Below are 13,322 nucleotides of genomic sequence, written 5' to 3'. Positions count from 1 at the left end.
GCCGTCGCACCTGGACCTGCTCCGCGCCGCCGACGGGGCCGCGGCCGATGCCGCGCACGACGCCCTGCACGCCGGCGGCGACGGCGGCCGCTGGCCGCCCGACGCCGAGCATCCGGGCGACCACGACTTCTGGACCGAGCGGCTGCCGCCGGCGCCGGACTGGCCGGACGCACCGTGCGCCTTCCTGCGCACCGGCGCCGCCGTGCCCGGCATCGGCCCGGTGGACTTCTGGGCGCGGTCCGCGGCGGCGCGCGGCTGGCCGGTCCGGACGCTCGCCGACGGCGAGGACGTCACGGCGGCGCTGGCCGAGGTGATCGCCGCCCTGCCCGGATGACCGAGAGTCACGCGAACACCGGGCCCGCTGGTCCCGGACCCGCGACAATGGCCCCGTGATCGACGCGTGGACGTGGCCGGCCTACGTCGCCGTGCTGTTCGGAGCCGTCACGTTCGTCGTGTTCTTCGCACCCATCGTGGTGATCGAGTCGCGGACGTACGGCCGGCTCAGCCCGGTGCGGCTGGCCGGTGCGGCGCTGTTCGCCGTCTACGGCATGGCGCTGGTGGCGTACACGCTGCTGCCGTGGCCCGAGCCGGACTGGTGCGACGTGCACGAGTCGCCGTCCGCGCAATGGCGGCCGTTCCACTCGCTCGACGACATCCTGACCGACACCGCGGGCCTGTCACTCCTCGCCCGGCTGGAGAGCGCCGCCGTCCTGCAGGTCGTCTTCAACGTCGTGCTGTTCGTGCCGTGGGGGCTGTTCGTCCGCCGGTTCTTCGGCCGCGGCGCCGGGCTGACGGTGCTCAGCGGCGCCGCGGTGTCCGTGCTCGTCGAGATCACGCAGGGCACTGGCGTGTTCGGGCTGGCCGGCTGCGCCTACCGGGTCGCCGACATCGACGACGTGCTGGCGAACACGGCGGGCGCGGTGATCGGGACGCTGCTCGCGCCGGTGCTGCTGCGCTGGATGCCCGGCCGGGAGCTGCGGCGGACCCGCCGGCTGCCCCGTCCGGTGACCCGGACGCGGCGGCTGCTCGGCATGGTGGTCGACCTCGCCGCCTACGCCGCGGTCGCGGCAGTCGTCGCCACCGCGTACCGCGCCTACGTCTACTACGGCCGCGGCGACGAGCTACCCGCCGCCGACGGCTGGGGCAGCCACGCGGTGCCGTCGATGGTGGCGTTCGTGCTGGTGGTGCTCGTGCCGGCGTTGTACGGGCCGGGTGCGTCGCTGGGCCAGCGCGCGCTCTGGCTGGTGCCGCGGTGGCCGGACGGTGCGGCACTCCGCCGGCGCGCGCTCGTCCGCGCGCTGTGCGGGCTCGGTCTCTACGGCGTGCTCGACGTGGTCAGCGCGCTGCCGCGGCTCGCCGGCGACACCGCGTCGGCCGCGGAGTCGCTGACGAACCTCGTCATCGTGGTGTCGGGGCTGGCCGTGCTGTTCGGCGGGCCGCGCGGACTGTCGTTCCGGCTCACCGGCGCCGACGTCGCCGACGCCCGCGAGCGGCCTGACGGCGATCGGCTGGAGCTCCGCTCACCCGACGACGCAGAGCGCTCCTGACGTGCGGTCCCTGCCGCCTGGTGTGATCACCGGCGGCCGGCGGGATGGCGCTGCCCCAGGCCCAGCACCAAGCGGCGCGGCAGCCGCGGCAGCACGGCGGCGGCGACCTTGTACACCGTCCCCGGCACGGACACGGACTTCCCCAGCCGCAGGTCCTTCAGCGCGGCGGCGACCACCGCGTCGGCGTCGAGCCAGAGCCAGGACGGCAGGCCCGACATGTTCATCTGCGCGCGGTCGTGGAACTCGGTGCGCACGAAGCCGGGTGCGAGCGCCATCACCTGCACGCCCGTCCCCCGCAGCTGCGGCACGAGGCCCTCGCTGAACGCCGTCACCCAGGCCTTCGCCGCGCTGTACGTGCCGCGCGGCACGTAGCCGGCCATCGAGCTGACGTTGACGACGGCGCCCCGGCCGCGCTCGACCATGCCGGGCAGCGCGGCGTGCGTCAGCCGCAGCACAGCCCGGACCAGCACGTCGAGCAGGTACTCCTCGTCCGCGACCTCGTTGGTGAGGAACCGGCTGCGCAGCGCGAACCCGGCGTTGTTCACCAGCAGGTCGACCGGGCGCTCCACCGCCCGCAGGCGCTTCTCGACGACCTCGGTGTCGGTGGCGAGGTCGGCCGGCAGCACCTCGGTGCCCACGCCGTAGGCGCCGCGCAGCTCCGCCGCGACGGCCCGAAGCCGGGCCTCGTCGCGGGAGACCAGGACGATGTCGTGACCGCGCGCCGCGAGCGCCCGCACGAAGGCCAGCCCGATGCCCGCCGTGGGTCCGGTGACGAGTGCCGTAGCCATCAACACTCCTTACGTCTCGGGCCGTGCACCTGAACTCCTTCGCTCCGGTCGTCGCCAGTATGCACGGCCCTCCACAGGGAGGACCCTACGACGGCGACCAGCATGCGAGACCGGGTACCCGATTCCCCTCCATCGCGCCGATCATGGTCACACTTCGGTCAATATGGTCGATAAGGTCATGAACCGTGAACGATCTTTCCCACCCCGCAGTGGCCGATGCCGCCCGCTATTTCGACACGTGGGTCGCGTTCCGGCAGCAGTACGACCGCGTGCCGGGCATCCAGGCCGCGGTCCTCCACGAGGACAAGCTGCTGCTGTCCAGCGCGCACGGACTGGCCGACGTCGAGCACGGCGTCGCGCTGACGCCGCAGCACCTGTTCCGCATCGCATCGCACTCGAAGACGTTCACGGCCACCGCCGTGCTCCAGCTGGCCGAGCGCGAGCAGCTGCGGCTGGACGACCCAGCGGTCCAGTGGCTGCCGTTCCTGCGCGACACGCCGCTGGCCGCGGTGACGGTGCGCGAGCTGCTCGGCCACGGCGGCGGCGTGGTCCGCGACAGCCGCGACGGCGACTTCTGGCAGCTGGCGCACGCGTTCCCCGACGAGGACCGGCTGCGCGACATCCTCCTCGACGACGGCGCCGGCGTGCTGCCCGCGAACGAGCGGTTCAAGTACTCCAACATCGGCTACTCGATGCTCGGCATGATCGTCGCGGCGGCGTCGGGCCGGCCGTACCACGCGTACGTGCACGAGCACATCGTCGAGGCGCTGTCGCTGGAGAACACCGGACCCGAGTACGACCCGGCCCGCGCCGGCGACTACGCCACCGGCTACACCGCGCTGTCCTACGCCGACCGGCGCATCCCGATCGACCACGTCGACACCGCGGCGATGGCGGCCGCCACCGGGTTCTTCAGCACCGCCGAGGACCTCGTGCACTACGTCGCGGCGCACTTCCACGGCGACACCCGGCTGGTGTCGGACGCGTCGAAGCGGCTCATGCAGCGGGCGGAGTGGAAGGTCGAGGGCCGCGGCGACGCGGAGTACGGCCTCGGGTTCGGCCGGTCGATGATCGGCGGCCGGCTGGTGTTCGGGCACGGCGGCGGCTACCCCGGCCACATCACCCGGACCTCGTTCGACCCGGCCGGGAGGCTGGCCGTCTCGGTACTCACCAACGCCATCGACGGGCCGGCGCAGATGCTCGCCGACGGGCTGATCCGGCTGGTGAACCTCGCGCAGACCGCGAGCCAACAGCTGACGCCGTCACCGGCCGACCTGTCCCGGTTCACCGGGCGGTTCGCCAGCATGTGGCGGGTGTTCGACGTGGTCGATCTGGCCGGGCGGCTGTTCCTGCTCGACCCGACCGACCGCGATCCCACCGAGGAGCCCATGCGCCTCGCCGTCGTCGACGACCACACGCTGCGGATCGCCGGCGGCACCGGCTACGCGCCGGTGGGCGAGACCATCCGCTACCACTTCGGCGTGGACGGCGTCGCCTCGGTGCAGGCGTTCGCCATGACGGCCCACCCCATCGACCGGGTGGCCCGGGCGGTGCGCACCCGCGACCGCGTCTCGCCGGGCACGCCGCTGGTCACGAATGGTGCCGGCGACGCTCCCACGAGATGAGCTCACAGACGGCCCACAGCAGGGGCAGGGCAAGGACGACGAGGGTCGAGGTCATCTCACTCACCGATTCAGTACCGCGAGTGCGGTTCGGCACGGGTCACGCCGTGGCTCCACTGGCCGGCCCACGTCGCGGCAGGGCAGGGCCAGCTCTCGCCGCACGCGCGGCACGACGACGATCGGTGCGGCATCCAGCGCCGGCCCGCGACGTGGTCGCGCAGCAACCGCGAGGCGTAGGCGTCGACCTCGTCAGCGGTCCAGTCGACCAGGCCGTACCCGTGGGCTCGGGCCGTGAAGGGTGCCATCTCTCCTCCGTCGTGCCGGGCCTTGGCGGGCCCCCGCTCGTGGCTCGTCCGCGCCCGTTCGCCACGGGTGGCGGACCGGGGCCTGGCAGCGCTTCGCCACGGCTCGGATCAGCCGAAACGCTGCGCCGTAGCCCTTGGCGAAGTATCGTGCATGATCTGAGCCACCCGCGGGAACAATTCGGCTGTCACGCCCCCCACTTGTGACGCCGCCCGCGACTTTGTGACATCGCCTGGAGATGCCGTGACAGACCATGATCCGGATTCCGCGGCCGCCTTTTTCGGTGGTGAGCTGGCGCGGGCGCGTCACCGCGCCGGACTCACCCAGGAACAGTTGGCCGAAAAGCTGAACTACTCGCGCGGGGCCGTGGCTAATGTGGAAACTGCGCAGCGGCCTCCGCAGCGAGAGTTCGCGGAACGGTGCGACGAGATCCTGGGAACCGACGGCCTCCTCGTCCGTGCATGGAAGATGGTGAGCCGCGAGTCGGTGCCCGCAAAGTATCGAGGGTTCATCGAGGAGGAAGAACGGGCAAAGTCGATCCACACGTACGAGCAGACATTTCCGCCCGGACTCCTGCAGACACAGGCGTATGCACGCGAGCTCCTGGCGGGCGTCAGGATGGCCTATGACAACCACGTCGACACACAGGTCGAGGCCCGGATGCGACGGCAAGAGATCCTCCGTCGCGACGATCCACCGAGGCTGCGAGCGGTGATCGACGAGGCCGCGCTCCGCCGGATGATCGGTGGGCCGGACGTCATGAGAGATCAACTTCAACACCTGCTCAAAATGGGCGAGATGCGACATATCACCATTCAGGTGATGCCTTTCGCCGCGGGCGCACATGCCGCGCTGAACGGACAAATGACGATCTTCGACCGTCTGAACGGGCAGCCGGTGTTGTACTACGAGGGCCCCACCGGGGGTCACCTCATGACGGACAGCGGAGTCGTGGGCGATGCCGTGGACCGGATGGATGTTCTCCGGGCCCAGGCGTTGTCACCAGATGAATCGGCGGATCTGATCCGCCAGGTCATGGAGGAATTATGAGCGAGGTGTCGGAGCTGGCCGGCGCCGTGTGGCGCAAGTCCAGCTACAGCAACGGCGACGGTGGACAGTGCGTCGAGGTCACGCCGCTGCCGAACGGTGGCATGGCTGTGCGCGACAGCAAGAATCCCAACGGTGGAATTCTCAAGTTCACCGCTGGCGAGTGGTCGGCATTCGTGATGGGCGCGAAGGCCGGCGAGTTCGACTGACCGATGGACCTCCGACCGCCCCCGCAGCCGACCGGCCGCGGGGGCGGTCCTACGATGCGGGCATGACCGCTGGACCCGCACCTGCGCGCGGGTCGACCGGCCGGCTCCGGGTGACGGCCGTCGCGCCGCTGACCCCGGCGATGCTCCGGCTGACCGCCGAGATCGAGGAACCGCACCTGCCGCTGGACCCGTCCTGCCCGAACCAGGTGCTGCGGCTCTCGCCGCCGCCCGAGTCGGGCAACGGCACCGGGGCGCTCAGCGGAGCCCGGCCGGCCAGCCGTACATACACGATCCGCCGGGCCGACCCGGCGTCCGGGCTGGTCGACCTCGACGTCGTCCTGCACGGTGACGGGCTGTTCGTCCGCTGGGCGCGGTCGGCCGCACCCGGCGACACGCTCGACTTCACCGGCCCGCGGCCGCACGCCGTACCGTCGCTCACCGCCGACGCCGTGATCATGGCGACCGACGAGACCGGCCTCCCGGCACTGGCCGCCGTGGCCGAGGCCGCGCCCGCCGGGCTGCCCGTCCACGCCGTCGTCGAGGTGGCCGACGCCGCCGAGGAGCAGCCGCTGACGTCGGCCGCGGACCTGCGGGTCACGTGGCTGCACCGCGACGGCGCCCCGGCCGGGACGACCGGCGCGCTCGAGCGGGCGGTGCGGTCGCTCCCCTGGCCCGAGGGCGCCGCCGACGTCTGGGTGGCCGGCGAGGCCGGCGAGGTGCGCGCCATCCGCCGCTTCGCCTCGATCGAGCGCGGCGTCGCACGCGACCGGCTGCACGCGTTCGGCTACTGGCGCCTCGGCCGGGCCGGCTCCCCCTCCTGACGCCCCCATCGGCGGAGCCGGCGGGCGGCCTCAGGCGGGGCGGACGCTGAGCTTGTCCATGCTCTCGTCGAGGTCGACGACGACGGTGTCGCCGTCGCGGACCTGGCCGGCGAGGATTTCCTTCGCCAGCTGGTCGCCGATGGCGGTCTGCACCAGCCGGCGCAGCGGCCGGGCGCCGTAGACCGGGTCGTAGCCGGTCAGGGCCAGCCACTCCTTCGCACTGTCGGTCACCCGGAGCACCAGGCGCCGGTCGGCCAGTCGCTCGGCCAGCTTGGCGACTTGGAGGTCGACGATGCGGGCCAGCTCGTTGGTGCCGAGCGGGTCGAACATCACGATGTCGTCGATGCGGTTGAGGAACTCCGGCTTGAACGACGCCCGCACGACCTCCATGACGGCGTCGCGCTTGGCCTTCTCGTCCAGCGCGGGGTCGGCGAGGAACACCGAGCCCAGATTCGACGTCAGGATGAGGATGACGTTGCGGAAGTCGACCGTGCGACCCTGGCCGTCGGTCATCCGGCCGTCGTCGAGCACCTGGAGCAGGATGTCGAAGACCTCGGGATGGGCCTTCTCGACCTCGTCGAGCAGCACGACGGAGTACGGGCGGCGGCGCACCGCCTCGGTCAGCTGGCCGCCCTCCTCGTAGCCGACGTAGCCGGGCGGGGCACCGACCAGCCGCGCGACGCTGTGCTTCTCGCCGTACTCGCTCATGTCGATGCGGACCATCGCGCGCTCGTCGTCGAAGAGGAACTCCGCGAGCGCCTTGGCCAGCTCGGTCTTGCCGACGCCGGTCGGGCCGAGGAAGACGAACGAGCCGGTGGGCCGGTCGGGGTCGGAGATGCCGGCGCGGGACCGGCGGACGGCATCGGAGACGGCGGCCACCGCGGTCCGCTGACCGATGACGCGGCTGCCGAGCTCGTCCTCCATGCGCAGCAGCTTCTCGGTCTCGCCCTCGAGCAGCCGGCCCGCCGGGATGCCCGTCCAGGCCGCCACGACGTCGGCGACGTCGTCGGGGCCGACCTCCTCCTTGACCATGGTGGTGGCTGCCTGCGTCTCGGCGGCCTCGCTGGCCGCGGCCAGCTCCTTCTCCAGCTCGGGGATGCGGCCGTACAGCAGCTCGCTGGCGCCGGCGAGGTCGCCCTCGCGCTGGGCGCGTTCGGCCTGGCCGCGCAGCTCGTCGATCTGCTCCTTCAGCGCACCGACGCGGTTCAGCCCGGCCTTCTCCTGCTCCCAGCGGGCCTCGAGGCCGCGCAGCTCCTCCTCGCGGTCGGCCAGCTCGGCCCGCAGGGACGCCAGCCGCTCGCGGGAGGCGTCGTCGTGCTCCTTGTCGAGGGCGAGCTCCTCCATCTTGAGGCGGTCGACCTGACGGCGCAGCGTATCGATCTCGACCGGCGAGGAGTCGATCTCCATGCGCAGCCGGGACGCGGCCTCGTCGACGAGGTCGATGGCCTTGTCCGGCAGCTGCCGGCCGGTGATGTAGCGGTGCGAGAGCGTGGCGGCGGCGACCAGCGCGGCGTCGGCGATCTGCACCTTGTGGTGCGCCTCGTACCGCTCGCGCAGCCCGCGCAGGATCGCGACGGTGTCCTCGACGCTGGGCTCGCCGACGTAGACCTGCTGGAACCGGCGCTCGAGGGCGGCGTCCTTCTCGATGCGCTCGCGGTACTCGTCGAGCGTCGTGGCGCCGACCATACGCAGCTCGCCGCGGGCCAGCATCGGCTTGAGCATGTTGCCGGCGTCCATGGCGGAGTCGCCGGTGGCGCCCGCGCCGACCACGGTGTGCAGCTCGTCGATGAACGTGACGACCTCGCCGTCGCTGGCCTTGATCTCGTCGAGGACGGCCTTCAGGCGCTCCTCGAACTCACCGCGGTACTTGGCGCCGGCCAGCATGGCGCCCATGTCGAGCGCGACCAGCCGCTTGCCGCGCAGCGACTCGGGGACGTCGCCGGCCACGATGCGCTGGGCCAGGCCCTCGACGACGGCCGTCTTGCCGACGCCGGGCTCGCCGATGAGGACGGGGTTGTTCTTGGTGCGCCGCGACAGCACCTGGACGACGCGGCGGATCTCGGAGTCGCGCCCGATGACGGGGTCGATCTTGCCCTCGCGAGCACGCTCGGTGAGGTCGACGCCGTACTTGTTCAGCGCGTCGTAGCTGCCCTCGGGGTCGGGACTGGTGACCCGCGCCGACCCGCGGACCTCGCCGAACGCGGCGCGCACCTTCTCAGCCGTCACGCCGTGCTTGGACAGCAGGTCGCGCACCGGCGACGCCACGTGCGCCAGCCCGACGACCAGGTGCTCGGTGGAGACGTACTGGTCGTCCATCTCGCGGGCGACCTCGCCGGCGTGCGACAGCACGGAGTACGTGGCGCGGGCGAGGTTCGGCGAGGCGACGGTGGAGCCGGCGGCCTTCGGCAGTCCCTCGAACGCGGCATCGACGTCGCGCCGGACGGCCGGGAGGTCGGCACCGGCCGCCTCGAGCAGCGGCCCGGTCAGCCCACCGGACTGGATGAGGAGGGCACGCAGCACGTGCACCGGCTCGACGGCCGGGTTGCCTGCGGTCGCGGCGCTGCGCACGGCGACGGACAGCGCCTCCTGAGCCTTGGTGGTGAGCTGGTCGGACATCGATCTCCCCGGGTGTTCGGTGTGTTCGGTCTCTCGTTGGAGACAACCGCCGCAGAGTTGAGCCTATTCCACTCAACTCTGCGAGACCAGTCCGGGGTCGGGGATGATGTCGAGCGATGTCTCGTCCTCGCACCGTGGCCGCCCTGACCGCCGGCGCTCTCACCGTCGCCGCCCTCGCGGGTTGCTCCGTGCTGGGCGACCGCTCGGTGCCCCGCTCGGACCTCGAGGGCGCCGTGAAGCAACTGATGGAGGAGCAGTCGGGCCAGCAGGTCGACTCCGTCAGCTGCGACGGCGACCTCGCCGGCGAGGTCGGCGCGTCGGTGCGCTGCACGGCGACGGCCGGCGGCGAGCAGGTCGCCCTCACCGTCACCACCACCGACGTCGACGGCAACGACGTCCGCTACGAGGTGCGCAACGACACCGCGAGCCCGACGCCCACGCCGTCGCCGTCCGAACCGACCCCCTCAGCCACCACGGGCTGAGGCCACCCAGCCGCTCACGTTCGCCCGGACCGCCGCCTCGAAGACGGCCGCCGGGTCGCCGGCCTTCGGCGGCATGAACGCGCCCAGCTCGATCGAGACCAGGCCGTGCACGTTGGCCCACAGGGCGGTGGCGATCGACTCCGCCGCCGGCCGCTTCGGGAACGCCCCGGCGCGGACCGCCCGCCGGACCGCGTCGAGCAGCGGCTCGAACGTCCGCGCGCCGGCTCGCGCCGCGCGCCGCCCGACGTCGGACGGACGCAGCTCGTCGCCGAACATGACGCGGTAGCCGTGCGGGTCGGCGAGCGCGTTCTCGCGATAGGCGTGGCCGAGCCGGACGATGTCGGCGACCGGGTCGTCGCTGACCCCGGCCGCCGCCAGCCGCTCGGCGAACCGGGCGAACACCTGCTCGTACAGCGCCGTGACCAGCCCGGGCTTGCCGCCGAACAGGGAGTACACCGCCGCGGTGGACGTGCCGGCCTCGGCCGCCAGCGCGCGCAGGTTCAGCGCCGCGACGCCGCCGGACGACACCGTCGCGGCCGCCCGCTCGAGCAGGCGGTCGCGCAGCGCGTCGTCGTACAACCGGGGTCGACCCACTTGACGAGGATAACCAAACGTTGTTTCATAACAGTGTTAGGTTATTCGCGGAGAGGCGCCCGTCCATGCTCGAACTCAGCTCCGAGGCCACCCGGCTGGCCGGGATCCTCCTGCTCGCCGCCGTCACCATCGAGTCCGGCGGCTGGTACCTCACCCGCATCGCCCGCGGCGCGGTGCCGGCCACCGACTTCCAGCGCTCGTTCGCGCGGGCGGGGCACGGCCATGCCGGCATGTTCGTCACGCTGGGGCTGCTCACCGCCGTGCTCACCGACGCGACGTCGTTGGACGGCTTCGCGGCCTGGGTGGCGCGCAGCGGCGTGCCGGTCGCGGCGATCGTCATGCCGGCCGGCTTCTTCTTCTCCTCGCTCGGCCCGGGCCGCACGACGCCGAACCGGCTCATCTGGCTGGTCTGGATCGGCGCCGCGATCCTGGCCGCGGGCCTGGTGACACTCGGTGTCGGCCTGCTGACGGCCTGACGCCCCGGCTCAGTCCTCCGGGAAGTACGGCGCGACGGCCTCGGCGATCTGCCGCGCGGTGTCGCACATGCCCTCTTCGTAGGCGGACTCGGTGGTCGCGAGTTCCACGCTGACGGAGTCGTCGCCTCGGCCGAACTCCACCCGGCAGCCGACGCCGGGCGCCTCCAGGATCCTGGCATCACGACCGTCGATGGTGGTTCCGTCACCACCGACCTCGGTGTCGGCGGTGAAGATCACCGAGGTGGTGATGTCCTCGTTGTCGGCGCGGTCGATCATGCATTGGGCCGGCGAGGGGTCGTCGAAGGGCTTCAGTTCCTCGACCGGGACCTGCAGTTCCGCGACGGGGATGGCCGCGCACACCTGGTCGGGCGTGAGGTCGTTCTGATCGGCGGGGACCACCGTGGCCCCCGTCAACTCAGCGGCGTCGCCGGAACCGTCCTCGGCGTCACCGGCCGGCTCGTCGGTCTCGGCGTCACCGGCCGGCTCCTCGGTCCCGGGCTCGGCCTCGGCGCTGGCCGACGGGCTCGACCCGCTCTCGTCCGAGCCGCTCGTGTCGTCACCACAGGCGGACAGAGTGCACAGAGCGGTCAGCACGGCCGCCGCGATGGTCATCCTTCGTGTCATGACGCGACTATGACAGCCCCGACGACTCTGCGTCGCACCTACCCCCGGCGAGTGTGGGAGCGGTAGACCGCCAGCGCCGACGTGAACGCCGGCACCGGCAGGTAGTCGGCGGGCTCGTCGGCCGCACCGGTGAGCAGCTCGAGCTGCTGGCGCAGCGCATGCACCTCGGCCTCGAGCGCCAGGATGCGCTTGATGCCGACGAGGTTGACGCCGTCCTCCTGGGACAGCCGCTGCACCTCGCGCAGCATCTCGACCTCGCGCAGGGAGTAGCGCCGGCCGCCGCCGGGGGTGCGCCGAGGCGACACCAGCCCGAGGCGGTCGTACTGCCGCAGCGTCTGCGGGTGCATGCCGGCCATCTCGGCCGCCACCGAGATGACGTACAGCGGTTCGTCGTCGCTGACCAGCCGGGCGGCGCCGGACATCGCCACGATGAACCGTCCTCCGGCCTCCATGGTCATCCCTCCTTCGCCGCCAGACTCATCAGTTCGGCCCGGACGTCCTCGCCGGACGTGGCCGTCTGGAACTCTTCGAGCGCCTGCTTCGCCTCGCCCTGAAGCGTCGGCGGCACCGCCACCTCGACGGTGACCAGCAGGTCGCCCCGGGTGCCGTCCTTGCGGGGCGCGCCACGGCCGCGCACCCGGAAGGTGCGCCCGTTGGGCGTGCCCGGCGGCAGCTTCAGCGTCACCGCGCTGCCGCCCAGGGTGGGCACCTTGATGTCCGCGCCGAGCGCCGCCTCGGGGAACGTCACCGGGACGGTGACGGTGAGATGCTCGCCGCGGCGGCCGAACACCGGGTGCGATCCGACGTGGATGATGACGTACAGGTCGCCGGCCGGACCGCCGCGCTCGCCCGGCACGCCCTTGCCGCGCAGCCGGATGCGCTGGCCGTCGACGACGCCGGCCGGGATGCGCACGTGCATGACCTTGCTCGTGGTGCCGCGGCCGGAGCCGTTGCAGACCGGGCACGGGTCGTCGACCACCAGGCCGCGGCCCCGGCAGTCCTTGCACGGCTCGGCCATGCCGAACCCGCCGGAGTCGGTGCTGGTGAAGCCGGTGCCCGAACACGTGGGGCAGACCCGCGGCACGGTGCCCGCCCGCGCGCCGGTGCCGGCGCAGGCCGAGCAGGCCGACGAGCTGGTCAGCTTCAGCGGGATGGTCTTGCCCTCGACCGCCTCGGTGAACGTGACGGTCACCTCGCGTTCGACGTCGGCACCCCGGCGCGCGCCGGTGCTCCGCGGCCGGTTGCGCTGGCCGAAGATGCCACCGAACACGTCGCCGAGACCGCCACCGCCGCCGCCGGAGAAAAGGTCGCCGAGGTCGAAGTTGAACGACCCGCCGCCCCCGCCGGCGGGCGTGCGGATGCCGCTGCCGAACAGGGTGCGCGCTTCGTCGTACTGCTTGCGCTTGGCGGGGTCGGACAGCACGGAGTAAGCCTCGGAGACGTCCTTGAAGCGCTCTTCGGCGGCCTTGTCGTCCTTGTTGCGGTCGGGGTGGAGCTCGCGAGCAAGGGTGCGGTAGGCCTTCTTGACCGTGGCCGCGTCGGCGTCCCTCGAGACGCCGAGGATCTTGTAGTAGTCCTTCTCGATCCAGTCCTTCGTGCTCACGGGCTCACCCCTCCTCTCCGTCTACGGAACGTCAGCTCTGGTCGTCCTTATTCTCCGCCGAGTCGTCCTCGCCGGGCGAGTCCGCGGCCGTCGCCGGCAGCGCCTCGGTGGGCTCGGCCACCGCGACCCGAGCGGGCCGGATGACCCGCTCGCCGATGCGATAGCCGGGCTGGAGGATCTGCGTGCACGTGGCCACCTCGACGTCGTCGGAGTAGCCGTGCATGAGCGCCTCGTGGATCATCGGGTCGAAGGCGTCGCCCGGCTCGCCGAAGCGGACCAGGCCGGCCTTCGCCGTCACCGACTCCAGCGCCTCGCCGACCGACCGGAACGCACCGGTGAGGTCGCCGTGCTCGCGGGCCCGTCCGATGTCGTCGAGCACACCGAGGAGCTCGGCGAGCACCTCGGCCTTGGCCGCCTCGCGGTTGGCCTCGCGGTCCCGCTCGACGCGGCGGCGGTAGTTGACGTACTCGGCCTGCAGCCGCCGGAGATCGTCGAGCCGCTCGGCCGCCTCGGCCCGCGCGGCGGCCAGCTCCTCGCCGGCCGCCACGGCGCCGTCGGACGCGGGAGCCGTGGCCCCCGCGTCCGGGCCG

General features: G+C 72.5%; 15 protein-coding genes and 1 pseudogene. 8 read left to right on the top strand and 8 right to left on the bottom strand.

Features of this window, described 5'->3' with window-relative positions; genetic code table 11:
• A pseudogene (locus DY240_RS32560) lies at positions 1–334 on the top strand (hypothetical protein); the annotation flags it as partial.
• A gap of 55 nt (positions 335–389) precedes the next feature.
• The gene (locus DY240_RS27520; protein WP_119662862.1) at positions 390–1,547 is read left to right on the top strand and encodes a VanZ family protein; all 1,158 of its coding nucleotides are present in this window, start codon (positions 390–392) and stop codon (positions 1,545–1,547) included.
• A gap of 26 nt (positions 1,548–1,573) precedes the next feature.
• On the opposite strand, the gene DY240_RS27515 is transcribed toward DY240_RS27520, so the two are convergent.
• Positions 1,574–2,335, bottom strand: coding sequence for an SDR family NAD(P)-dependent oxidoreductase (locus DY240_RS27515; protein WP_119662861.1), 762 nt, complete (start codon positions 2,333–2,335; stop codon positions 1,574–1,576).
• Positions 2,336–2,520: 185 nt separating this feature from the next.
• On the opposite strand from DY240_RS27515, the gene DY240_RS27510 reads away from it, so the two are divergent.
• Entirely contained in the window at positions 2,521–3,960 is a 1,440-nt protein-coding gene (locus DY240_RS27510; RefSeq protein WP_119662860.1) for a serine hydrolase domain-containing protein, read from the top strand.
• A gap of 68 nt (positions 3,961–4,028) precedes the next feature.
• Here DY240_RS27510 and DY240_RS27505 read toward each other — a convergent pair whose 3' ends face one another.
• Positions 4,029–4,262 carry a hypothetical protein gene (locus tag DY240_RS27505; RefSeq protein ID WP_119662859.1) on the bottom strand — a complete coding sequence of 78 codons (234 nt, stop codon included), beginning with the start codon at positions 4,260–4,262 and terminating at the stop codon, positions 4,029–4,031.
• Positions 4,263–4,503: 241 nt separating this feature from the next.
• Between DY240_RS27505 and DY240_RS27500 the strand changes: the two genes are divergently transcribed.
• The 3 genes from DY240_RS27500 to DY240_RS27490 all read left to right on the top strand — a co-directional run bounded on the left by DY240_RS27500 (position 4,504) and on the right by DY240_RS27490 (position 6,337).
• On the top strand, positions 4,504–5,310 hold the full coding sequence (locus DY240_RS27500; RefSeq protein WP_158603025.1) for a helix-turn-helix domain-containing protein: 807 nt from the start codon (positions 4,504–4,506) through the stop codon (positions 5,308–5,310).
• Positions 5,307–5,516 carry a DUF397 domain-containing protein gene (locus DY240_RS27495; protein WP_119662857.1) on the top strand — a complete coding sequence of 70 codons (210 nt, stop codon included), beginning with the start codon at positions 5,307–5,309 and terminating at the stop codon, positions 5,514–5,516. Before DY240_RS27500 ends, DY240_RS27495 begins: the two co-directional genes overlap by 4 nt.
• 62 nt (positions 5,517–5,578) lie before the next feature.
• Positions 5,579–6,337, top strand: coding sequence for a siderophore-interacting protein (locus DY240_RS27490; protein ID WP_119662856.1), 759 nt, complete (start codon positions 5,579–5,581; stop codon positions 6,335–6,337).
• A gap of 30 nt (positions 6,338–6,367) precedes the next feature.
• Here the strand turns inward: DY240_RS27490 and clpB are convergent, their stop codons facing one another.
• Complete coding sequence (gene clpB / locus DY240_RS27485) at positions 6,368–8,953, bottom strand: ATP-dependent chaperone ClpB (protein WP_119662855.1); 2,586 nt, start codon at positions 8,951–8,953, stop codon at positions 6,368–6,370.
• Between the two features lie 116 nt (positions 8,954–9,069).
• On the opposite strand from clpB, the gene DY240_RS27480 reads away from it, so the two are divergent.
• A complete protein-coding gene (locus DY240_RS27480; protein WP_119662854.1) occupies positions 9,070–9,435 on the top strand; it encodes a DUF4333 domain-containing protein in 366 nt (121 codons plus the stop codon).
• On the opposite strand, the gene DY240_RS27475 is transcribed toward DY240_RS27480, so the two are convergent.
• Positions 9,418–10,029: a TetR-like C-terminal domain-containing protein gene (locus DY240_RS27475; protein WP_119662853.1), complete on the bottom strand. Its 612-nt coding sequence runs from the start codon at positions 10,027–10,029 to the stop codon at positions 9,418–9,420. The genes DY240_RS27480 and DY240_RS27475 overlap by 18 nt on opposite strands.
• Positions 10,030–10,094: 65 nt before the next feature.
• On the opposite strand from DY240_RS27475, the gene DY240_RS27470 reads away from it, so the two are divergent.
• Positions 10,095–10,505 (top strand): hypothetical protein, encoded by a 411-nt coding sequence (locus tag DY240_RS27470; protein ID WP_119662852.1) that lies wholly within the window; start codon positions 10,095–10,097, stop codon positions 10,503–10,505.
• Positions 10,506–10,514: 9 nt separating this feature from the next.
• On the opposite strand, the gene DY240_RS27465 is transcribed toward DY240_RS27470, so the two are convergent.
• The 4 genes from DY240_RS27465 to grpE all read right to left on the bottom strand — a co-directional run.
• Positions 10,515–11,129, bottom strand: a complete 615-nt coding sequence (locus DY240_RS27465) for a hypothetical protein (RefSeq protein ID WP_147375550.1) — start codon at positions 11,127–11,129, stop codon at positions 10,515–10,517.
• Between the two features lie 38 nt (positions 11,130–11,167).
• Positions 11,168–11,581, bottom strand: coding sequence for a heat shock protein transcriptional repressor HspR (locus tag DY240_RS27460; protein WP_325049315.1), 414 nt, complete (start codon positions 11,579–11,581; stop codon positions 11,168–11,170).
• 2 nt (positions 11,582–11,583) lie between these two features.
• Entirely contained in the window at positions 11,584–12,732 is a 1,149-nt protein-coding gene (gene dnaJ / locus DY240_RS27455; protein ID WP_119662849.1) for a molecular chaperone DnaJ, read from the bottom strand.
• A gap of 31 nt (positions 12,733–12,763) precedes the next feature.
• A partial coding sequence (gene grpE, locus DY240_RS27450) for a nucleotide exchange factor GrpE (protein WP_119662848.1) occupies positions 12,764–13,322 on the bottom strand: 559 nt, incomplete at its 5' end.

Source organism: Jiangella rhizosphaerae (genome assembly GCF_003579925.1).
In the GTDB taxonomy this organism is placed as follows: Bacteria; Actinomycetota; Actinomycetes; order Jiangellales; family Jiangellaceae; genus Jiangella; species Jiangella rhizosphaerae.
This window is presented reverse-complemented; position numbering and strand designations above follow the sequence as displayed.

Coding starts and splice junctions, on each gene's coding strand:
- DY240_RS27465 (WP_147375550.1), bottom strand. CDS start 11,129: ATGACACGAAGGATGACCATCGCGGCGGCCGTGCTGACCGCTCTGTGC.
- clpB (WP_119662855.1), bottom strand. CDS start 8,953: ATGTCCGACCAGCTCACCACCAAGGCTCAGGAGGCGCTGTCCGTCGCC.
- DY240_RS27490 (WP_119662856.1), top strand. CDS start 5,579: ATGACCGCTGGACCCGCACCTGCGCGCGGGTCGACCGGCCGGCTCCGG.
- DY240_RS27505 (WP_119662859.1), bottom strand. CDS start 4,262: ATGGCACCCTTCACGGCCCGAGCCCACGGGTACGGCCTGGTCGACTGG.
- DY240_RS27460 (WP_325049315.1), bottom strand. CDS start 11,581: ATGGAGGCCGGAGGACGGTTCATCGTGGCGATGTCCGGCGCCGCCCGG.
- DY240_RS27480 (WP_119662854.1), top strand. CDS start 9,070: ATGTCTCGTCCTCGCACCGTGGCCGCCCTGACCGCCGGCGCTCTCACC.
- DY240_RS27495 (WP_119662857.1), top strand. CDS start 5,307: ATGAGCGAGGTGTCGGAGCTGGCCGGCGCCGTGTGGCGCAAGTCCAGC.
- DY240_RS27515 (WP_119662861.1), bottom strand. CDS start 2,335: ATGGCTACGGCACTCGTCACCGGACCCACGGCGGGCATCGGGCTGGCC.
- DY240_RS27470 (WP_119662852.1), top strand. CDS start 10,095: ATGCTCGAACTCAGCTCCGAGGCCACCCGGCTGGCCGGGATCCTCCTG.